The sequence below is a fragment of the Planotetraspora thailandica genome (genome assembly GCF_016863335.1).
In the GTDB taxonomy this organism is placed as follows: domain Bacteria; phylum Actinomycetota; class Actinomycetes; order Streptosporangiales; family Streptosporangiaceae; genus Planotetraspora; species Planotetraspora thailandica.
In genome coordinates, this window is record NZ_BOOR01000038.1 from 12,039 (window position 1) to 30,971 (window position 18,933).

Below are 18,933 nucleotides of genomic sequence, written 5' to 3' on the forward strand. Positions count from 1 at the left end.
TTCGGAAGCTTTGACCAGGCAATACGCCGGCAAACTAGTCGACCTCGGCGCTGCCGTTCACGCGGAGCTTGCGCCGGGCGCGCTCGTAGAAGTTCGTGGTGCCGAGCCGTACGACCTGGGCCGCCGCCCGTATGGCGGTCACGGTGAGCCGGTCGCCGGGGGACAGGTAGCCGCCGATGGCGCCGTCCACCTCCATGGCGAGCTGACCGCTGGTGGGCAGGACGTCGAGCGTCACCTCCTCGTCGGCCGACAGCACCAGCGCCCGGTTGAACGCCGTGTGCGCCGCCGCGGGGACCACGAGGAAGCCCTCCACCGTGGGCGACACGATCGGCCCTCCGGCGGAGAAGCTGTACGCGGTGGATCCGGTGGAGGTGGCGACGATCAACGCGTCGGCCGCGTACCGGACGAACGGGTGCCCGTAGACCGAGACGGCCACCGCCGACAGCCCGTCTCCGGGGATGCGCACGAGGGCGATGTCGTTGAACGCCGTCGTCGTGCGCCCGTCCGGCCCCGTCGTCCGTACGGCCATGCGCGGCTCGACCGTGTATTCGTGGTTGTCGATCGCCGACAGGGCGGGGGCCAACCCCTCCACGTCGATCTCGGCCAGGAAGCCGAGCCTGCCGAGGTTGACGCCGAGGATCGGCGTCGGGTGGCCCTCGATCAGCCGCATGGTGCGCAGCATCGTGCCGTCGCCGCCGAGGCTGACCAGCAGGTCGGCCTTCTTGACCAGCGTCGTGGAGTCCACCGCGATCGCGCTGCAGTCGATGCGGTCCACCTCGTCGGGCAGCCCGAGCACGGTCACCCCGCGCCCTCGCGCCCACTCGACGATCGTGTCGATGGCCTCCTTGGAGTCTCGCTGGGGATGCAGAACCAGACCGACGGTGCTGACCAAGCCCATGCCCACACTGTACGAGCTTCGGGAAGGCGCTCAGAACACCGCTAGGCGGCGTCCTGGTCGTCGATCGGCAGGTACACCCTGAACGTGGTGGCCCCAGGCTGGGACTCCACCCGGATATCCCCGTGATGCTTGTTGACCACGATGCGGTAGGAGATGTCCAATCCGAGCCCGGTGCCCTCGCCGACCGGTTTGGTGGTGAAGAACGGCTCGAAGATCCGCTGCCTGATCTCGGGGGCGATGCCGGAGCCGGTGTCGGAGATCTCGACGATGAGCCTGCCGTCCTCGCGGGTGGTGCGCACGGTCAGGGTGCCCTCGCCGTCCATGGCCCCGACCGCGTTGTCGATCAGGTTCGTCCACACCTGGTTGAGCTCGGCGGCGTACGCGGGGATCGAGGGCAGCGCCCGGTCGTAGTCCTTGACCACCCGCACCCCCTTGGGGATCTTCGCCTGCATCATCGTCAGGGTGGCGTCGAGAAGATCGTGGACGTTGATCGTCTGGTACGGCGTGCGGTCGAGCTGGGAGTACTGCTTGGCCGCGGCGACGAGCCCCGAGATGCGGGTGACCGAGTCCTCGATCTCGCCCATGAGCAGCTCGGTGTCGACGGTGTAGCAGAGCCAGCGCAGGGCCGGCTCCAGGTCGCCGTCCTCGACAGTGGAGGCGATGTGCTCCAGCCACTCCACGTCGACGCCCCCGGCGACGAGCGTCGCCGCGAGGTCCCAGCCGCCGGTGACGTCGTGGTCGTCGAGCCAGTCGGCGATGGCGTCCTCGGCGTCGGAGGTGGCGAGCGCGGACAGCTTGGGCGCGCTCGCCGCCCGCTTGACCGCATCATCCTGGAGCTCGACCAGACGGTGCAGCTGCGTGCCGTCCAGGCGCCCGTCGGCGATCATCGCGAGCTTCTGCCGCATGCCGGAGACCCGCTCGCGCAGCGTCGAGGTCGCCCGCACGGCCGCGGCGGCCGGGTTGTTCAGCTCGTGAGTGAGCCCGGCCGACAACGAGCCGAGCGCCAGCAGCCGCTCCCGCTCGCCGACGATCGTCTGGGTGGCCCGCATGCCGAAGAACAGGCCTTCGAGCAGGTGGATCGCCATGGGGAACCACTCGCGGACCGCCGCGGCCATCACGTCGGCCGGCAGCACGAAGAACTCGGAGTCGGTGATCGCCCGCAGCGTGTTCAGGTAGGTCTGGGAAACCCGCTCGCCGATGTAGGCCTGGGTGGCCCCGCCGTATACGCCGCGCTGCTCGGTACGGTTGACCTCCACCTCGTCCCCGTGGACGCGCCTGCTCATCGCGACGGTGCCTTCGAGCAGTACGAAGAAGCAGGTGGCGGGCTCGCCCTCGGCGTAGACGACCGTGCCCGCGTCGCGGTGCTCGACCTCGCCGTCGGCGGCCAGCCGGGCCAGCTGATCGTCGTCGAGGGACTCGAACAGGAAGAGCGTGCGCAGCTCGTCCGGGGTCAGCCGCTTGCTCATTGCGCCTCCAGGTAGCGGTGGATCAGCGACACCGCCATCGCGCCCTCGCCGACGGCTGAGGCGACGCGTTTGACCGAGTCGGCCCGCACGTCGCCCGCGGCGAAGACGCCGGGGATGCTGGATTCCAAGTGATAGGGGTCGCGGGGGAGGGTCCACCCGCGTGGGCGCCGGCCCTCCGCGAGCAGGTCGGGCCCGGTGAGGACGAAGCCGTGCCGGTCGCGGGCGACCTCGTCGCCGAGCCAGTCGGTGCGCGGCTCGGCCCCGATGAAGACGAACAACCAGGAGGTCTCCACGGTCCTGGTGTTCCCAGTGCGCGAGTCGCACACCGTGAGCCGTTCCAGGTGGTCGGCGCCGTGCCCTTCGACCACGACGGTGCGCGGATGCACCTCGATGTTGGGGACCTTCTCGATCTGGTCGATCAGGTAGCGGGACATCGACCGGCTGAGGTCGTCGCCGCGGATGAGGATGTGCACCCGCTCGGCGTAGCCGGCGAAGTACACGGCGGCCTGGCCGGCCGAGTTGGCCCCGCCGACGATGTAGATCTCCTCGCCCTTGCAACTGGGCGCCTCGGTCGAAGCCGAGCCGTAGAAGACGCCGCGGCCGGTCAGTTCGGCCAGGCCGGGCGCGTCCAGCCTGCGGTAGGACACCCCGGTCGCCAGCACCACGGTGTGGGCGACGATGGCCGAGCCGTCGCCGAAACGCAGCAGCCGGGACGTGCCGCCGCATTCCAGGCTGACCACCTCGCGGGTGGTGAGCAGTTCGGCTCCGAACCTCAGCGCCTGCCTGCGGGCGCGGTCGGTGAGCTGGGCGCCGGACACGCCCTGGGGGAAGCCGAGGTAGTTCTCGATCCGGCTGCTCTGGCCCGCCTGGCCACCCGTCGCGCGCTGCTCGACGAGCACCGTCCGCAGTCCCTCGGACGCGCCGTAGACGGCCGCGCCCAGGCCCGCGGGTCCCGCGCCGACGACCGCGACGTCGTAGAAGTCCAGGGTCGGTGTGGTCGACAGTCCGACATGCGCGGCGAGGTCGGCCTCGGCGGGCTTGACCAGCGACACGCCATCGGTCGTCACCACGACCGGCACGTCGTCCGCGGACAGGCCGGCGGCCGACAGCAGGCGCACGGCCTCCGGGTCGTCGGCCAGCAGCCAGCGGTACGGCACGAGGTTGCGGGCCAGGAAGTCGCGCACGGCGAACGACGGCGCCGACCACCGGTGACCGATGACCTTGGTCTCGGGCACGGCCGAGTCGGGGGTGTCCAGCCAGGCATCCAGCAGGGCGTCGACCACCGGGTAGAGCTTCTCCTCCGGCGGGTTCCACGGCTTGAGGAGGTAGTGGTCGAGGTCGACGAGGTTGATCGCGTCGATGGCCGCCTCGGTGTCGGCGTAGGCGGTGAGCAGCACGCGGCGCGCGAGCGGGAACAGGTCCATCGCCTGCTCGAGGAACTGGATGCCGTTCATGTGGGGCATCCGGTAGTCGGCGAGCATGATCGCCACTTGCTCGCCGCGCAGCTTGATCTCTCGGAGCGCTTCCAGGGCGGCGTCGCCGGACTCGGCGCGGACCACGCGGTAGCGATCACCGTACCGTCGCCGCACGTCACGGGCTACGGCGCGCGAGACAGCCGGATCGTCGTCGACGGTCAGGATCGCGGGGTTTGCCATGGCAACCATCAAATCATGCCCGTTCGATACCAGTGAGAGACGATCACCATGGTGGTGGGGCCGTAGGTCCCGGCGAGCAGTGACCTTCGGCCACTTCGAAGTCCCCACCGGCGCGGCAAGGCTGATGTCGAGTCAGGGGGGACGCCGTGTCGATGTGCGTGCGGGACGTCATGAGCCGGTTCGTGATCGCGGTCGAGGAGGGCGCCTCGTTCACCGATGTGGTCGACGCGGTGTGCCGGTTCCGGGTGGACGCCGTGCCCGTCGTCGACAGGAACCGGTGTGTGGTGGGCATCGTCTCCGACGACGACCTGCTGCTCAAGGGCCTGGGCGGCAGGCGGGCCGGTGACGCGATCTTCGAGGGGTGTGCGCGCCGCACCCAGTCGAGGAAGGCGGCGGGCCGTACCGCCGCGGAGATCATGACGAGCCCGGCGATCACCGTCACCGAGGACACGCCGCTGCGCCGCGCGGCGCAGCTCATGCGCGACAACAGGGTCAGGCAACTCCCCGTCGTGGACCCGGTGACGGGCTGCATCCTCGGCTTGGTACGGCAGGCCGACCTGCTGAAGGTGTTCGCCCGGCCCGCCGAGGACATCCGCGACGAGGTGATCGCGGTGGTCGCCCCCTTCGTCAGGCGTTGCGTGGTCGAGGTGGACCGCGGGCGGGTCGCGGTGAGCGGAGGAGTGGACCGCCGGTCGCGGATCGCCGCCATCGTGGACGAGATCTGGCGGATCGACGGCGTGGTCGACGTGGTGGCCGATCTCACATTCGCTCATGACGATCTGGCCGTCGCGGCGCCGCGACGGCCGAGGAAGGTGGCCGACCGATGACTTTCGAGAGCATGCGGGCGGCGGACGTGATGAGCCGGATGCTCGTCACCATAGAGCCGGACGAGTCGCCGCTCATGGCGTGGGAGCTCATGCGCAGGGGCGACCTTCACCACCTGCCGGTGATCGACGCGGAATCCCGGGTCGTCGGCGTGCTGCGGCGCGAGGACGTGGCCAGCCACTGGTCAGGCGGGCCGGCCGAGCAGTCGAGCGTGCGGGTGGGCAGCCTCCTGGACCCGGCCTGCCCCCGGGCCGCCCCCGAGACGCCGCTGGCCGCGGTCGCCGGTCTGATGATCGACGCCGATGTCGACGTCGTCCCCGTGACGGGGGCTTCCGGCGCGTTGCAGGGGCTCATCACCGCGACCGACATCCTCAAGGCGGTGGCGGGCAGGGCGGCGCCTCCTCAGGCCGCCGCGGACGTGCGAGGCGGTCTCTTCCGGCTGGAGCCCGTGCTGCCGCGCTGCTAGCGCCTACAGCAGCAGTACGGCCGCGCCCTCGACCCGGTCGGCGGCCAGGTCGCTGAGCGCCCGGTCGGCGGCGTCGAAGGGATAGGGCGTGATCGTCACCCTGGGCCGGTGGATCGCGGCCAGCTCCAGGAACCGCCGGCCGTCCTGCCGGGTGTTGGCGGTGACGCTGCGAAGCGTGCGCTCCTGGAACAGGTGCCGCTCATAGACCAGCGGAGGAATGTCGGTCAGGTGGATCCCCGCGACGGCCAGGGTGCCCCCGCGGTCGAGCGCGGCCAGGGCGACCGGCACCAGATCGCCGACCGGTGCGAACAGGATCGCCGCGTCGAGCGGCTCGGGAGGCGGGTCGTCGCTGCCGCTGGCCGACGCGGCGCCGAGCTTCAGGGCCAGCTCGCGCGCCGCGGCCGACCTGGTCATGACGTGCACTGTGGCGCCCTCGGCGATGGCGACCTGTGCGGTCAGGTGGGCCGAGGCGCCGAACCCGTAGATGCCGAGCCGCCCGCCGGGCGGCAGCTCGGCGCGCAGCAGGGCGCGATAGCCGATGATCCCGGCGCACAGCAGCGGCGCGAGCTCGGGAGCCGGCATGTCGCCCGGCAACGGGTAGACGTAGTCCGCCGGGGCGGCGACATATTCGGCGTAGCCGCCGTCGACGTCCCAGCCCGTGTAGGTGGACGAGGGGCACAGGTTCTCCGCCCCCCGCAGACAGTACGGGCACCGCCCGCACGTCGAGCGCAGCCAGGCCACTCCCACCCGGTCGCCGGGCTGCAAGCTTGACGCGGTGCCGGGACCGAGCCCGACGACCCGGCCCACGACCTCGTGCCCGGGGACGGTGCGGGGCCGGCGTGGCGGGAGGTCGCCCTCGGCCAGATGCAGGTCGGTCCGGCAGACCGCGCAGGCCTCGACGCGGACGAGCACCTCGCCCGGCATGGGCACGGGCACCGCCAGGTCCGCCTGCTCCAGCGGGCGTGTGCTGATCGGGCCCGGACGGGCCACCACCCAGGCCTTCATCTCATTGCTTGACCCGGCGTCCGGTGATCTCCACTGGGAGGATCCTGATGAACAGGTCCCGCTCGCCGCCCGCCCACGACTCGAGGCCGGAGGCCGCGGCGGACGCGCGGTCACGGTCGGAGGACACGTGGCGGGCACCGCCCCGCACGAGCACGCTCCACCCTTCGTGTGCCGCGTCGTCGATGTGGTCGACCTCGAACGCGATCATGACGTCGGCGCCTTCGACGCCGCTGCGCAGGTCTTCGTCCATCGGCCCGCCGAGAGCCGTGCGGATCAGCAGGTTCCCTTCGACGATCATGTAGTTGACCGGGAGGATCATGACGCCCGTGCAGCAGCCGAACGCCACGCGTCCCACGCCGCCGGGGGTGATCAGCCGCATGCACTCCTCGTCGTCCAGCTTCTCGAGCATGAGATCTCCTTGCGCGTGATGCGGCGTCCGTGCAATCAAGCGTCCGCCCGCCGGAGGCGCCGCGGCACGGCCATCCGTCCCCCGCGGGCGGGACGAAAGGCCTATAGCTCGGTGCGTCCGGGCAGGATCGGGAGCATGGAGATCCTGAGCAGCAGGATTCTGCTCCGCCCGGCCGACGCCGAGGCGAGCCGCCGCTTCTATCGTGACGTGCTCGGCCTCGCGGTCTACCGCGAGTTCGGCCCGCCCGAGGATCCCGGCGTCGTGTTCTTCCTCGGGCAGGGCCTCCTGGAGGTCTCGAAACACTCCGGCGGGCCCGCGCACGGGGGGCCGGGGATCTGGCTCCAGGTGCGCGACGTCCAGGCCGAGCACGACCGGCTCGCGTCCGCCGGTGTGGCGGTGATTCGCGGCCCCGTCACCGAACCGTGGGGGCTCGTGGAGATGTGGATCGAGGATCCGGACGGCACGCCGATCGTGCTGGTCGAGATCCCGAGGGACCATCCGTTGCGCAGGGACCAGCGGTGATCGGTGTGGCGAGCCCGATCGCGGTGCGAGCGCGGCGGAATGCCGGAATCATGGTGGCCGGACCGAGGGGACGCGAAAGTGTCCCTATTACCTACCAACAATATGGGACAATGAGGTATGAGCTCGTGGTCATGCGCTGAGTCGCCGACGACCGCCGCCGTCCTGGCAGGCCGCTGGGTGCGGTCCGCGGCCGCCGACGACGGGCTCGGCCGCCACTGGGTCGCCAATCCCGACCCTCAGGGGCGATCGGCGAACGCGGGTCACCCGTCGTCGCTGTATTCCGGCGCGGCCGGGATCGTGCTGTTCTTCCTCGAACTGGCCGCGGCCACCGGCCATGAGGCCTACCTCGACGACGCCCTCGCGGGCGCCCGCTATCTCGCCGCGACCTGGCGCGAGCAGGCCGACCTGACCTTCTATCACGGCCTGTCCGGCGCGGTTTTCGCCATGGCCGAGGCCGGCTGGGCGACGGGCGACGAGCAGATCACGACGGCCGCCCGGGAGGCGGCCGACCAGATCGTGCGCAGCGCGCGCCAGTTGGGCGGCGGTGTCGGCTGGACGGGCGATCCGGCCCAGCGAGGAGACGGCGGCATCGTGCTGACGCTGCTCCACGCCGCCGGCATCCTCGGAGTCCCGGTCTACGAGGAACTGGCCGTCGAGGCGGGAGAGCGGATCTCCTCGCTCGCCGTGCCCGGACACCGGTTCGGCGGTGACTCCTGCGCCGGCCTGCCCGTCGACGCCGTCACCCCCGGCTTCCTGTCCGGCACCGCCGGCACCGCCTTCCTGCTCGCCCGCCTGTACGGCGTGACCGGCGACGAGCGCTTCCTCGCCGGGGCACGCCGGGGGGCCGACTTCGTCCGTACGGTCAGCGTCGTGACCGACAAGTGCGCGATGATCCCGCACCACGTGCCGCAAGGCCGCAGCCTGCACTATCTCGGCTTCTGCTCGGGGTCGGCCGGGGTCGCGCGGATGTTCTACGAGCTCTACCGCGTGACCGGCGACCCCGGCGACCTCGACTGGGTCGAGCGGCTCGCGCACGGCATCGTCCAGAGCGGGGTGCCCCAGCGGCACACCTCCGGCTACTGGAACGTCGCCTGCCAGTGCTGCGGGACCGCCGGTCTCATCGAACTGTTCGTCGGCCTGTGGGCGGCCACGGGACGCGAATCGCACCTGCGGTTCGCCCGGACGCTGGGCGACGACCTCATGGGCCGCGCGACCAGTCATGACCAGGCCGGATACCGGTGGTATCAGGCGTATCGGCGGCTCAGGCCCGGGGACGTCACCGCCGACACCGGATACATGGTCGGCGCGGCGGGCATCGGGTCGGCGCTGCTCCATCTGGACGCGGCCGACCTGTCCGCCACGCCGCGGCGGCTGATCCTGCTGCCCGACAACCCGTTCCCGGCGATCCCGCTGCCCGCCGGGTTGCTCGGCGACGGCTAGATCTTCTTCCAGAGAGCCGGCACGTTGGGCGGCTCCCATCCGGTCAGCGACGTGTGCGCCTGAAGGCACTGATAGTTGGCGCCGCCGTAGGTGACCTTCGCTCCGACGGCGTAGGCGGTTCCGGCCTTCCACGCGGGGAAGGCGCCGGGAGGCGTGGGGGTCGGGGTCGGCGTGGGTGTTCTTGTGGGAGTGGGCGTGGGTGTCGGGGTGGGCGTGGGGGTGGGTGTCGGGTTTCCGCCGCCGCCGAAGGTGACGTCCGAGCAGGTGTAGAACGCCTCCGGGCTGTCGGAGCGCTGCCAGATGGAGTAGATGACGTGGCGGCCCGTCCTGCCGGATGGGATGGTGCCGTTCATGACGTAGGCGCCGTTGGTCAGCGCCGGGTCGGTCACCCGGAGGAACGGCGTCGCCTCAAGGTCGGACCACTTGAGCGGCAGCGCCGGGTTGTAGCCGTTCTTGGTGATGTAGAGCTCGAAGGTGCCCCGGTGGGGTGCGGTGGCCCGGTAGGTGAAGGTGAAGGGGCCCGAGCTGACGTTCGTGGCGGGCCAGTCGGTCCGCGGCAGGTCGAAGCCCTTGTACTTGTCCCGGCCGGCGCTGCAGAGCTTCCCGTCGGGAATGATCGACTTGCTCTGCCCGCCCGCGTTGGCGAGGTTGATCTCGTTCCAGTCGTAGAGCGCCTGCGTGCCGCCCGCGGCGACCGCCGCCTTGCAGGCCGCCGACTGCGGGTTCTCCGGGCCTTCGAGGAAGCACGCGTACACGCGGCTGACGGGGTTTTGCATCGTGCCGTGGGCCAGAGCGGCGGGGACAAGGAGGAGAGGGGTGCTGCCGAGGGCGGCCACGATCACCGCGGTACGTCTCCTGCGCATCAGGATCTCCTTTGGCGGGGGGTGTTCAAGCAGGTGGCGACTATGCACACCGCTTAACTCTTAGTTAACTTTCCTAAGAGTTTGCTCGAAATTACTCTGAGAAATCCCCTCGGTCAATGCCCCCCATGCCCCCGAGAGATGACCCTCGGTGCGCGGCAACCCTCGACAACCCTTGGCGTGATCATGCAGAAGCTCGGGGATTACGGGCCCGGCCTGCGGCGACCCGAGGCGTGATCATGCAGAAGTTCGATGACCTGCGTGCTGACCTGCGGAAACCTGAGTCGTGATCATGCAGAACTTCGGCCGCAGGCTTGCCGACCTGCGGTGACATCATCCGTGATCATGCAGCCCTGGCTTGGCCGTACGGGTGGCCGGGCTCGACCGACGGCCTGGGTGCCTGTCGTGTGCAGTGGCGGCGTCCAGGGTGACCTCTGGCTCGCCTGAGGCTATTGGAACGTGGCCGCTTCGTCGGCGGCTCCCTCAGGCCGACGGCCACGGGTGCCGTACTGGTCGCCGGCGCCGCCGGTCGGGAGCGGTTCCCGGCGGATTCCCTGCATGATCACGAACTGTATCTTCCCAGGTTAAGGCGCTCTTTACCGAACTTCTGCATGATCACGATTTGGGTCATGGCAGCTCAGAGCGCCCGCCGCCGAACTTCTGCATGATCACCCCACAAATAGGGGCCACGGGGAGGGCCCACGGGAGAGATGGGGGGTTTGCTGATCTATATGACAAAAGTAAAATTTCATGTGCATCCATTGGGGTTTGGGATGTTCTTGGCTTAATGTCCGATTACCCAACCGTGACCAGTCAGGAGATCCCCCATTTCCAGCATCGCGGCCAAGTATGAGACCGTCCCCGCACAGCAGTCCGCCGGCTGCCCCCTCCTCAAGGGCAGCACGACCGCGTCCTACTTCTGGGACGACGGATCGGGCGTAAACGGCGACACCGGCACCCCCGCATCGGGTAAGCCGATGCAGAAGGGCCTCGCGGCCAGCCCCAGCTGGCCGATGGGCACCAAGGGCTACGTCGTCTACCAGGGCAAGAAGGCCGAGTTCTTCATCGGAGACCGCGGCCCCGGCATCCCGTCCAACAAAGGCGTGATGCTCGATCTCGACGGCAAGACCTTCGCCTACCTCACCGGCGGCACCTGGGACCGCTCGTCCCTGACCGTCCACGGCACCGACCTCGGCCACATCGGAGTGACCTACGTCGTCACCCAGTGGGGCGAGGGCCCGGGCAAGAAGGGCGCTCCGCTGCCGTTCTCCTCGGGCGCGTACAGCAAAGTCGACCACTCGCCGGCGACGGCCACCTGCCCGGCCTCCACCTCGTCAGGTACGGCTCCCGCCGGGCTCGGGACGTTCTCCGTGCCAGCCTTCAGTGGAGTGCTGGCGGCAGGCCCGCACTCGGGGCAGGCGATCCCCGCGGCCGACGTCTCGGCCGTCCTGCTCGGGTGCGCGCTCGCCATGACGGCCGGCAACGTGTTCCGGCGCACCGTCTTCGGCCGCGCGGCGGACCGGCTGCGCGGCAGGTAGGACCAGCGGCGCCTCATTTTTTACGGCGGCGCTTCAACACCCCGGCGACGCGCTGCAGGACGCGGTCCCAGTCGGAGCCGAACGGGTTGTCCTGCACCAGGTAGGTCCATGTGGCGGTGGGCCGCTTGAGTCCCTGGTCCGCCAGGTCGCCGGTGACGTCGACCGTCTCGAACGTCTCCTTCGAGCGCTGCTCCACCTCGTCGAGCAGCGCCCGGTAGGCGGGCACGGCCTCCTTGTTGAACTCGTCGAGCGGGTTGAGCCGGCCGAGCGACCTCAGGTGGATGCCCTCGCGGAGGTCGGAGAGGAAGCCGAGATGCTCGGTCCAGCACCTGTCCAGGTGGAACAACACGATCTGCCGGCACGCACGCTCGACCGTTTCGTCCCCTACGGCCTCGGCGAGCTCGTTGTAGCGCTCGGGCAACGCGTCCTTCAGTGCCTGCGTGGCGGCGTCGCCGTGCAGCACCCGGTCACGAAGCTCCAGCACGTGCCCGCGCTGCTCCTCCATGAGCCGGGTGTAGCGCCACGTGTTGCGGTGGATCTCCAGGTTGACGCCCTCCGCGACGCGCTGGGCGTGCCCCACCAGCAGGTCGCCGCGCTTGTCCCGCACGAGGCCGTCGGCGTCGGCGTCGGGCATGGGTTCCCCGGGGGCGTACGCGGCGAGCAGCTCGTCCTCTCCGCTGACGAAGAAGACCGAGCCGCCGGGGTCGCCCTGCCGTCCGGCCCGGCCGCGGAGCTGGTCGTCGAGCCTGCTGCTGTCGTGCCGTCCGGTGCCGATGACATAGAGGCCGCCGAGCTCGGCCACGGCGCTCTCCGAACCGTCGGCGGAAGCATGGCCTCCGAGCCGGATGTCGGTGCCCCGCCCGGCCATCTGGGTGGAGACCGTGATCGCCCCCAGGGCGCCCGCCCCCGCGATGACCGCCGCTTCCTCCGCGTCGTTCTTGGCGTTGAGCACGACCGGGCTGAGCCCCCTGGCCCGCAGGGCCTCGTCGAGCCGCTCCGACTCGGCGACGTCGAGCGTGCCGATCAGGATGGGCCGGCCCGTGGCGTGCTGGTCGCCGATCTCCTCCAGCAGCGCCTCCAGCTTGCGCTCGGCCGTGGCGAAGATCCGGTCGGGCTCGTCGACCCTGACACACGGCTTGTTCGGCGGGACCACCGCCACCCGCAGGTCGTAGAACTCGCGCAGCTGCTCGCCGACGGCGAGAGCCGTACCCGTCATGCCGCAGATCTGCGGGTAGCGGCGCAGCAGGCCCTGGATGGTGATCGAGTCGAGGATCTCGCCGGTCTCGGACGCGGGGAGCTTCTCCTTCGCCTCCACCGCCGCCTGCAGGCCGTCCGGCCAGCGCTGCAGCAGCGCGACGCGCCCGCGTGACTGGTTGATCAGGTGGACGCGCCCGTCCCTGACGATGTAGTCGACGTCGCGGGTGAGCAGCGCGTGGGCGTGTAGCGCCAGGTTGAGCCCGGTGACGACGCCGGGGTCCTGGTAGAGGTCGACGCCGAGGGCCTTCTCGACCGTGTCGGTGCCCTTGGTGGTCAGGAAGACCGCGCGGCCCTCCTGGTCGACCTTGTAGTGGTAGCCGCGCGACAGGCGCCGGACGAGGGCGGCCATCTCCGGCACCGCCGTACCGGGGTCGGCCGCACCGGCCAGCACCAGCGGCACGCGGGCCTCGTCCACGAGCACCGAGTCGGCCTCGTCGACCAGCGCGACCTGCGGCGCCGGGACGATCAGATCGGCCGGGTCGGTGACCAGCCGGTCGCGCAACACGTCGAAGCCGAGCTCGCTGACCGCGGCGTACGTCACGTCCTTGCGGTAGGCCTCGCGGCGCTCCTCGGGGGTGGAGGTCTCGGAGATCCAGCCCACGGTCAGGCCCAGGGTCTCGTAGAGGGGGCGCATCCACTCGGCGTCGCGCCGGGCGAGGTAGTCGTTGACCGACACCGCGTGCACCTGCTTGCCCTGGAGGGCGAACCCGGCGGCGGCCAGCGCGCCGGCCAGGGTCTTGCCCTCACCGGTCGCCATCTGCGCGACATGTCCGTCGAGCATGGCCAGCGTGCCCACGAGCTGCACGTCGAAAGGCCGCTCCCCGAGGGATCGGCGGGCGGCCTCGCGGACGACGGCGCAGAACTCCGCCGTCCCGACCTCCCCGGCTCGCAGCTCCTCGCGCTCGCGAACCTCAGCCTCCAGCGCCGCCGCCTCGGTGACGATCCGCTGGTACGGCGACAGGTCGACGCTCCCCGGCCGGTCGAGAAAGCGCCTGACGATGTCCCTTACCGAGGCCATGCTCGCTCCAACGTCTCACCTGCCGGACTGGTTCCGTCTGCCCGGTTCATGGTGCCACCATCCATTCGTTTCGCCAGACCTGGCACCCCAGATAAAGGTGCCACAGGTTGACAGGTATGGCCGGGAGGATGGCCGCATGACCACCAAAGCGAAACTTCTCGCCGTCACCCTCGACTGTGCGGAGCCCAAGAAGCTGGCCGAGTTCTACTCGGCCGTCACCGGCTTCGAGGTGCAGTACGCCGAGGACGAGTACGCCGGAATCGGCGACGGCACGATCAGCGTCTACTTCCAGCGGGTGCCCGACCGGAAACCGGCCGCGTGGCCCGGCCCCGGCAAGCAGTTCCACCTCGACTTCCGGGTGCCCGACGTGGCCGCGGCGGTGGAGGAGTACATCGAGCTCGGCGCGAGCAAGCCCGACTATCAGCCTGGGGACGGGTGGGTCGTCCTCGCCGACCCCGAAGGTCATCTCTTTTGTGTCTGCCCGGAAAGGTCGTGAATCAGACTGATCTGATCCCGGTCGCCGATCAAGCGGCCGGGATGCCGGGCTTTGTCCCTAAGCTTGCGTGGTGACCTTCGACTCGCGACCCCTCGGCGGGCGCCCATGATCTTGACGGGCATCTCGATCGCCCTCGTCGGGGCATTCGGCTACGCGTTCGGCGCGGCTCTGCAACAGCTCGAGGCGGTGCGTGCCGGAGCCACGCTCAAGCTGGTGAGGCGGCCACGCTGGTGGATCGGTGGGATCGTCGGCTTCGCCGGGGCCTCGCTGCACGCCCTGGCACTGAGCATCGCGCCGCTCGTCATCGTCCAGCCGGTCAGCGTGGCCACGCTGGTCTTCGCCGTACCGCTCGCGGCCTTCCTCCGCGGCAGGCGCCCGCGTAGGGCGGAGATCATCGGCTCGATCGCGGTCGCGGCCGGCCTGCTCGGGCTGATGCTGCTGGTCCCGGCGCGCAACGTGACGCCGGTGCTCTCGAACGCCGCCGCCCTCGGGCTGATCGGCACGATCGCGCTGGTCGTCGCGGTCAGCTTCACCCTGGCCCGCCGCCTGTCGGGAGCGTTCAAGGCGCTCCTGATGTCGATCGGCGCGGGCTCGGTCACAGCGACGGTCTCCACCTTCGTCCGGGTCGTCGGCGGCGGGATGGGCGGCGACCTGGCCCGCCTGCTCACCTGGTTCACCCTGGCCATCCCGGTGCTGCTGGTCTGCGCCGTCGTCCTCCTGCAGAAGTCGTACGCCGTGGGCTATTTCGGCATCGCCTACGCGGGTGTGCAGGTGGTGGACCCGATCACGTCGGTGGCGGCGGGCGTGCTCCTCCTCGGGGAATCGCTGCCGATCGGCACGGGCAACGTGATCCCCGCCCTCGTGGCCGCGGCGGTGCTGATCGGCGGCACCATCACGCTCGGGCGCATGACCCCCGACCATACGCGGAGCGACGCCGTGCCCGACACGATCGCCGACGTGGTCGAGACCGCCCGGATCTGACCGGCCCTCACGCGGGGGGACGCCAGCCGAAGACGTCGTCGAACTGGCGGAAGACCACGTTGGGGCCGAGGCGTCCCGCCAGTGCCATCGTCGCGTCGCGAGCGGAGACGGCGAGGGGGTTGCCCCAGCGGGTGAGCCGCCCGATCGCCCTCGACCGGCGCACGATCCGCGTCGTGCGCTCCAGCCGGTCCGCCGTGTAGGAGGCCGGCGTGCCTTCGCTCGCATGATGGGCCAGCACGACCGCGTCCTCGATGGCCTGACATGCGCCCTGGCCCAGATGGGGCGTCATCGCGTGGGCGGCGTCGCCGAGCAGCGCCACCCGGCCCCGGTGGTAGGCGGGCAGCGGCACGTCCATGGAGTAGAGGTCGTGACGCAACACCGCGCCCGGACCGGCGTCCCGTACGGCGGAGAGCAGGCCGGGGATCGGGTCGTGCCATGAGCCGAACAGCCGCGCCAGCTCCGCGCCCTCGTCGCCGGCCCTCCCTCCCGCGGGCACGGCCGCGGTGGCGTAGCAGTACACCTGACCGCCGGCCAGCGGCATGACGCCGAACACGAGGCCGCGCCCCCAGGTCTCGCCGGCTCCCACCCGTCTGCCGAAGGGCACGACGAAGCGCCAGCTCGTCACCCCCGCGTACGCGGGCTCGGGGTGGCCGGGGAACAACGCCTTCCTCGTCGCCGACCGGATGCCGTCGGCCGCCACGACCAGGTCGGCGTCCATGACTCCCGCGTTCGTGGCGACCCTGCCGGTGTCCGGGTCGACCACCTCCGCCCGGGTGTTCACGCGCAGCGCGCCGGGCGAGAGCCGTACGGCGAGCAGGTCGACCAGAGCCGAGCGCAGCAGCAGCACGGTCGGGTCGCCGTAGCGGGCCCACGCCTCCTCGGCGCTGGTGCGGGACAACCAGCGCCCGCCGGGCCTGCGCACACCCGCCTCCCCCTGCACCGCCGACAGCGTGCGCACCTCGTCGCCGGCGCCGAGCGTGTCGAGTGCCTTCAGCGCGTTGGGTGCCACGGCCAGCCCGGAGCCGACCGGCTCGATCGAGGGCGCCTGCTCGACGACGGTCACCGTCCATCCACGCCGTTCCAGGGCCACGGCCGCCGTCAGCCCGCCGATTCCCGCTCCGATCACAACCGCATGTGCCATGATCCCTCCGTTACTACATCTGTAGTTCGACCGTACCTCTGCAGACCTGGGTTGTCACTACGGGAGTAGTATTCGCATCGTGATCACTCACAGGGCCGGGATCGTCGCCGACGCCGCCATCGAGATTCTGGCCGAGCGCGGCATGCGCGGGCTGACCCATCGCGCCGTCGACGAGGCGGCTGGGCTGCCTCAGGGGTCCACGTCCAACCACGCCCGCACCCGCTCCGCGCTGCTGGAGCTGACCCTCAACCGGCTGGCCGAGCGCGAGGCGGCCGTGTTCTCCGCATTCGCCCCCGGCGTCTCCGTGAGCCCGGCCGACCTCGCGGGACTGCTCGCGCAGGCGGTCCACCACGCCCTGTCGGCCGGCCGGAGCGCTACGGTGGCGCGCTACGAGCTGGCGCTGGAGGCGATCCGGCGGCCCGAGCTGCGTGCGGTCTACGACGAGATCGGCCGCGGGTTCCGTGAGCCCGCGATCGCGCTGATGGCCGCCGCCGGTTCCCCCGATCCCGTACGGCACGGCCACCGGCTGGTGGCCTTCGCCGAGGGCCTGCTGTTCTACGCCGTGGTGGGGGCGGGGGAGACGCCGTCGCCCGCCGAGTTGCGTGCCGCGTTCGCCGATTTCATCGCCGGCTGCCTGCGCTGACGCCTTCGTGTGCATGATCGCGGGGAGGGGGGTTCGACATGCATACCGGCTGGTCGGTACGCTTCTGGCGTGAGTGACTCAGAGGCGAACCATCCGTCAGGGGCCGGTGATCCCCCGGGGACGGGCGGCCTCCCGGGGCTCGACCTCGACCGGCTCGCCGGCCATCTGAGGCTTCACGGGCTCGCCCGCGGGCCGCTCACCGCCGAGATGATCGTCGGGGGGAAGTCCAACCTCACCTACGTGGTGCGGGACGGCGATGCGACGTTCGTCGTGCGTAGACCGCCGCTCGGGCACGTGCTGGCGACCGCTCACGACATGGGACGCGAGTTCCGGGTGATGAGCGCGCTTCAGGACACTCCTGTTCCGGTTCCGCGCACCTTCCACCTCTGTCAGGACCCCGAGGTGGTCGGCGCCCCGTTCTACGTCATGGAACACGTCGAGGGCGGGCAGCCTCCGGTCACCTCCGACCTCGCCCACCGGCTCGTCGACGTGCTCGCCGCGCTGCACTCCATCTCCCCGGAGAGCGTCGGGCTGGGCGACTTCGGCAGGCCGGCGGGCTTCATCGAGCGCCAGGTGAGCCGCTGGAAGCGGCAACTCGACGCCTCACGCAGCCGTGACATCCCCGGTATCGACGACCTGTTCGCCCGGCTGTCGCAATCGATCCCCGAGTCGGGCGAGCCCGCGATCGTGCACGGCGACTTCAAGTTCGGCAACACCCTCGTATCCGGCGGCGAGGTCAAGGCGGTGCTCGACTGGGAGATGTCCACGCTCGGCGACCCGCTCACCGACCTGGCCCTCTTCCTCCTCTACGCCGACTTCAACCAGCTCGACAACGACGCGGCGGGCGAGCCGCTCGACACCGCCGACCTGGCGGCGCGCTACGCGCAGGCGTCCGGCCGCGACATCTCGCGCCTGGGCTGGTACGTCGGCCTGGCGTGCTTCAAGCTCGCCGTCATCGCCGAGGGCATCCACTTCCGTTTCACCCAGGGGCTCACGGTCGGGGACGGGTTCGCCGAGGTCGGCGAGCAGGTCGCCCCGCTGGTCGCCCGCGGTCTCATGGAGGTTTAGATGAATTTCGCGTTCGACGACACCACGGCCGAGCTGCGGGCCAGGCTGCTGGCGTTCATGGACGAGTGCGTCTACCCCGCCGAGCGGGCCTACGGGGAGCAGGCCGCTACGAGCGGCTGGAGCCCCCCGCCGATTCTGGAGGATCTCAAGGCGCAGGCGCGCGAGCGCGGCCTGTGGAACCTCTTCCTGCCGGGGGAGGAGGGGGCGGGGCTCACCAACCTGCAGTACGCGCCCCTCGCCGAGATCATGGGCAGGTCGCCGGGCATCGCCGCCGCCGCGACCAACTGCGCCGCCCCCGACACCGGCAACATGGAGCTGCTCGCGCAGTTCGGCAGCGAATGGCAGCGCAAGCAATACCTCGAGCCCCTGCTGAACGGCGAGATCAGGTCGGCGTTCGCGATGACCGAGCCCGACGTCGCCTCCTCCGACGCGACGAACATCTCGACGTCCATCGTCAGGGACGGCGGGGAATACGTTCTCAACGGGCGCAAGTGGTTCATCACCGGCGCGATGAATCCCGATTGCAAGATCCTCATCGTCATGGGGAAGACCGATCCCGACGCCCCGGCGCATCGCCGGCAGAGCATGATCCTCGTGCCGCGGGACACGCCCGGCCTGACGATCAAGCGCGGCATGACGGTCTTCGGCTACGACGACGCGAGCCACGGCGGCCATGCGGAGATCGTCTTCGAGGACGTGCGGGTTCCGGCCGACCATCTGATCGGCGAGCAGGGCGGCGGCTTCGCCATCGCCCAGGCGCGGCTCGGGCCCGGCCGCATCCACCACTGCATGCGCCTCATCGGCGCGGCCGAGCGCGCGGTCGAGCTGATGTGCCGGCGCGCGTTGTCGCGCAGCGCGTTCGGCAAGACCATCGCCCAGCAGGGCGTGGTGCAGGACTGGATCGCCGAATCCCGCGTGCGCATCGAGCAACTGCGCCTCCTGGTGCTCAAGACGGCCTGGCTCATGGACACCGTCGGCAACCGCGGCGCGCACACCGAGATCCAGGCCATCAAGATCGCCACGCCTGCCGCCGTCGAGTGGATCCTCGACAAGGCCATCCAGGTGCACGGCGCGGGCGGCCTCAGCCAGGACTTCCCGCTCGCCGCGGCGTGGGCGGGCGTGCGCAGCCTCAGGTTCGCCGACGGCCCCGACGAGGTGCACAAGCGGTCCCTCGCCTATCGCGAGCTCAAGAAGTACATGGACTGACGCGGCTCGTACGGCAGGCCCAAACCATTTGAGGTGATA

General features: G+C 70.6%; 18 protein-coding genes. 10 read left to right on the forward strand and 8 right to left on the reverse strand.

Annotation, left to right across the window (positions count from 1 at the left end; all coding sequences use genetic code 11):
• Positions 1–34: 34 nt before the first annotated feature.
• From Pth03_RS24900 to Pth03_RS24910, 3 genes are read right to left on the reverse strand one after another with little or no spacing between them, the layout of a single operon-like run.
• A complete protein-coding gene (locus tag Pth03_RS24900) occupies positions 35–898 on the reverse strand; it encodes an NAD(+)/NADH kinase (RefSeq protein WP_203946801.1) in 864 nt (287 codons plus the stop codon).
• Positions 899–939: 41 nt separating this feature from the next.
• Positions 940–2,364 (reverse strand): sensor histidine kinase, encoded by a 1,425-nt coding sequence (locus Pth03_RS24905; RefSeq protein ID WP_203946802.1) that lies wholly within the window; start codon positions 2,362–2,364, stop codon positions 940–942.
• Positions 2,361–4,019, reverse strand: a complete 1,659-nt coding sequence (locus tag Pth03_RS24910) for an NAD(P)/FAD-dependent oxidoreductase (RefSeq protein ID WP_203946803.1) — start codon at positions 4,017–4,019, stop codon at positions 2,361–2,363. The genes Pth03_RS24905 and Pth03_RS24910 overlap by 4 nt, the downstream gene beginning before the upstream one ends.
• A gap of 170 nt (positions 4,020–4,189) precedes the next feature.
• On the opposite strand from Pth03_RS24910, the gene Pth03_RS24915 reads away from it, so the two are divergent.
• Both Pth03_RS24915 and Pth03_RS24920 read left to right on the forward strand, forming a co-directional pair.
• Positions 4,190–4,846, forward strand: coding sequence for a CBS domain-containing protein (locus Pth03_RS24915; protein WP_203946804.1), 657 nt, complete (start codon positions 4,190–4,192; stop codon positions 4,844–4,846).
• Positions 4,843–5,310, forward strand: a complete 468-nt coding sequence (locus Pth03_RS24920) for a CBS domain-containing protein (RefSeq protein ID WP_203946805.1) — start codon at positions 4,843–4,845, stop codon at positions 5,308–5,310. The genes Pth03_RS24915 and Pth03_RS24920 overlap by 4 nt, the downstream gene beginning before the upstream one ends.
• Before the next feature lie 3 nt (positions 5,311–5,313).
• On the opposite strand, the gene Pth03_RS24925 is transcribed toward Pth03_RS24920, so the two are convergent.
• Positions 5,314–6,315, reverse strand: a complete 1,002-nt coding sequence (locus Pth03_RS24925; protein ID WP_203946806.1) for a zinc-dependent alcohol dehydrogenase family protein — start codon at positions 6,313–6,315, stop codon at positions 5,314–5,316.
• Position 6,316: 1 nt separating this feature from the next.
• Positions 6,317–6,724: a pyridoxamine 5'-phosphate oxidase family protein gene (locus tag Pth03_RS24930; protein WP_203946807.1), complete on the reverse strand. Its 408-nt coding sequence runs from the start codon at positions 6,722–6,724 to the stop codon at positions 6,317–6,319.
• A 135-nt stretch (positions 6,725–6,859) separates the two neighbouring features.
• On the opposite strand from Pth03_RS24930, the gene Pth03_RS24935 reads away from it, so the two are divergent.
• Complete coding sequence (locus Pth03_RS24935; protein WP_203946808.1) at positions 6,860–7,246, forward strand: VOC family protein; 387 nt, start codon at positions 6,860–6,862, stop codon at positions 7,244–7,246.
• Between the two features lie 117 nt (positions 7,247–7,363).
• Complete coding sequence (locus Pth03_RS24940) at positions 7,364–8,686, forward strand: lanthionine synthetase LanC family protein (protein WP_203946809.1); 1,323 nt, start codon at positions 7,364–7,366, stop codon at positions 8,684–8,686.
• Here the strand turns inward: Pth03_RS24940 and Pth03_RS24945 are convergent.
• Positions 8,683–9,549: a lytic polysaccharide monooxygenase auxiliary activity family 9 protein gene (locus Pth03_RS24945; protein WP_203946810.1), complete on the reverse strand. Its 867-nt coding sequence runs from the start codon at positions 9,547–9,549 to the stop codon at positions 8,683–8,685. The genes Pth03_RS24940 and Pth03_RS24945 overlap by 4 nt on opposite strands.
• Before the next feature lie 974 nt (positions 9,550–10,523).
• Between Pth03_RS24945 and Pth03_RS42380 the strand changes: the two genes are divergently transcribed.
• On the forward strand, positions 10,524–11,084 hold the full coding sequence (locus Pth03_RS42380) for a hypothetical protein (protein WP_308442373.1): 561 nt from the start codon (positions 10,524–10,526) through the stop codon (positions 11,082–11,084).
• A gap of 13 nt (positions 11,085–11,097) precedes the next feature.
• Here the strand turns inward: Pth03_RS42380 and secA2 are convergent, their stop codons facing one another.
• Positions 11,098–13,359 carry an accessory Sec system translocase SecA2 gene (gene secA2 / locus Pth03_RS24955; protein WP_203946811.1) on the reverse strand — a complete coding sequence of 754 codons (2,262 nt, stop codon included), beginning with the start codon at positions 13,357–13,359 and terminating at the stop codon, positions 11,098–11,100.
• Between the two features lie 136 nt (positions 13,360–13,495).
• Between secA2 and Pth03_RS24960 the strand changes: the two genes are divergently transcribed.
• A complete protein-coding gene (locus Pth03_RS24960) occupies positions 13,496–13,855 on the forward strand; it encodes a VOC family protein (protein WP_203946812.1) in 360 nt (119 codons plus the stop codon).
• A 105-nt stretch (positions 13,856–13,960) separates the two neighbouring features.
• Entirely contained in the window at positions 13,961–14,836 is an 876-nt protein-coding gene (locus Pth03_RS24965; protein ID WP_203946813.1) for a DMT family transporter, read from the forward strand.
• A 7-nt stretch (positions 14,837–14,843) separates the two neighbouring features.
• On the opposite strand, the gene Pth03_RS24970 is transcribed toward Pth03_RS24965, so the two are convergent.
• Complete coding sequence (locus Pth03_RS24970; RefSeq protein ID WP_203946814.1) at positions 14,844–15,977, reverse strand: FAD-dependent oxidoreductase; 1,134 nt, start codon at positions 15,975–15,977, stop codon at positions 14,844–14,846.
• Positions 15,978–16,056: 79 nt separating this feature from the next.
• On the opposite strand from Pth03_RS24970, the gene Pth03_RS24975 reads away from it, so the two are divergent.
• The 3 genes from Pth03_RS24975 to Pth03_RS24985 all read left to right on the forward strand — a co-directional run bounded on the left by Pth03_RS24975 (position 16,057) and on the right by Pth03_RS24985 (position 18,894).
• Positions 16,057–16,620: a TetR/AcrR family transcriptional regulator gene (locus Pth03_RS24975; protein ID WP_203946815.1), complete on the forward strand. Its 564-nt coding sequence runs from the start codon at positions 16,057–16,059 to the stop codon at positions 16,618–16,620.
• 69 nt (positions 16,621–16,689) lie between these two features.
• Entirely contained in the window at positions 16,690–17,688 is a 999-nt protein-coding gene (locus tag Pth03_RS24980; RefSeq protein ID WP_239119339.1) for a phosphotransferase family protein, read from the forward strand.
• Positions 17,689–18,894, forward strand: coding sequence for an acyl-CoA dehydrogenase family protein (locus Pth03_RS24985; RefSeq protein ID WP_203946816.1), 1,206 nt, complete (start codon positions 17,689–17,691; stop codon positions 18,892–18,894). It abuts the gene before it with no gap.
• The last annotated feature ends 39 nt before the right edge of the window (positions 18,895–18,933 follow it).

Excerpts from the sequence above, each read along its gene's own strand:
- Pth03_RS24935 (WP_203946808.1), top strand. The coding sequence starts at position 6,860 with ATGGAGATCCTGAGCAGCAGGATTCTGCTCCGCCCGGCCGACGCCGAG.
- Pth03_RS24965 (WP_203946813.1), top strand. The coding sequence starts at position 13,961 with ATGATCTTGACGGGCATCTCGATCGCCCTCGTCGGGGCATTCGGCTAC.
- Pth03_RS24985 (WP_203946816.1), top strand. The coding sequence starts at position 17,689 with ATGAATTTCGCGTTCGACGACACCACGGCCGAGCTGCGGGCCAGGCTG.
- Pth03_RS24915 (WP_203946804.1), top strand. The coding sequence starts at position 4,190 with ATGAGCCGGTTCGTGATCGCGGTCGAGGAGGGCGCCTCGTTCACCGAT.
- Pth03_RS24940 (WP_203946809.1), top strand. The coding sequence starts at position 7,364 with ATGAGCTCGTGGTCATGCGCTGAGTCGCCGACGACCGCCGCCGTCCTG.
- Pth03_RS24960 (WP_203946812.1), top strand. The coding sequence starts at position 13,496 with ATGACCACCAAAGCGAAACTTCTCGCCGTCACCCTCGACTGTGCGGAG.
- Pth03_RS24925 (WP_203946806.1), bottom strand. The coding sequence starts at position 6,315 with ATGAAGGCCTGGGTGGTGGCCCGTCCGGGCCCGATCAGCACACGCCCG.
- Pth03_RS42380 (WP_308442373.1), top strand. The coding sequence starts at position 10,524 with ATGCAGAAGGGCCTCGCGGCCAGCCCCAGCTGGCCGATGGGCACCAAG.
- Pth03_RS24945 (WP_203946810.1), bottom strand. The coding sequence starts at position 9,549 with ATGCGCAGGAGACGTACCGCGGTGATCGTGGCCGCCCTCGGCAGCACC.
- Pth03_RS24900 (WP_203946801.1), bottom strand. The coding sequence starts at position 898 with ATGGGCTTGGTCAGCACCGTCGGTCTGGTTCTGCATCCCCAGCGAGAC.
- Pth03_RS24930 (WP_203946807.1), bottom strand. The coding sequence starts at position 6,724 with ATGCTCGAGAAGCTGGACGACGAGGAGTGCATGCGGCTGATCACCCCC.
- Pth03_RS24905 (WP_203946802.1), bottom strand. The coding sequence starts at position 2,364 with ATGAGCAAGCGGCTGACCCCGGACGAGCTGCGCACGCTCTTCCTGTTC.
- Pth03_RS24920 (WP_203946805.1), top strand. The coding sequence starts at position 4,843 with ATGACTTTCGAGAGCATGCGGGCGGCGGACGTGATGAGCCGGATGCTC.
- Pth03_RS24910 (WP_203946803.1), bottom strand. The coding sequence starts at position 4,019 with ATGGCAAACCCCGCGATCCTGACCGTCGACGACGATCCGGCTGTCTCG.
- Pth03_RS24970 (WP_203946814.1), bottom strand. The coding sequence starts at position 15,977 with ATGGCACATGCGGTTGTGATCGGAGCGGGAATCGGCGGGCTGACGGCG.
- secA2 (WP_203946811.1), bottom strand. The coding sequence starts at position 13,359 with ATGGCCTCGGTAAGGGACATCGTCAGGCGCTTTCTCGACCGGCCGGGG.